Here is a 251-nt window from a genome sequence, read left to right on the forward strand (position 1 = left end):
CCACTCCCATCTGCCACCCTAATTCCAGCGCTTTGATGTTGCGCTCCGCCGTCCCTTTGGGAGCCCGTTGCTGAACCGCCTGCAAAACATTCTCCCAAGGGATTTGACCACTTAAGGAGGCCACGACTCCCAAAGCGACGACATTCGCGCTTTGTTCGGTTCCAAATTGAGTGCGGGTCGCTTTGGTGATCGGTAATGAATACAGATTGTGACTGCGTGGCTTCACTTCGGTCACTTGGGAATGATCCACA

1 protein-coding gene is annotated in these 251 nt (G+C 53.8%); it reads right to left on the reverse strand.

Annotation, left to right across the window (positions count from 1 at the left end):
- On the reverse strand, window positions 1-235 hold a 235-nt coding region (locus UF75_RS26005; protein ID WP_242860443.1), incomplete at its 3' end, for a 2-oxoacid:acceptor oxidoreductase family protein.
- Between the last annotated feature and the right edge of the window lie 16 nt (window positions 236-251).

Origin of the sequence: Desulfosporosinus sp. I2, assembly GCF_000960765.1 — a bacterium.
Lineage (GTDB): Bacteria > Bacillota > Desulfitobacteriia > Desulfitobacteriales > Desulfitobacteriaceae > Desulfosporosinus.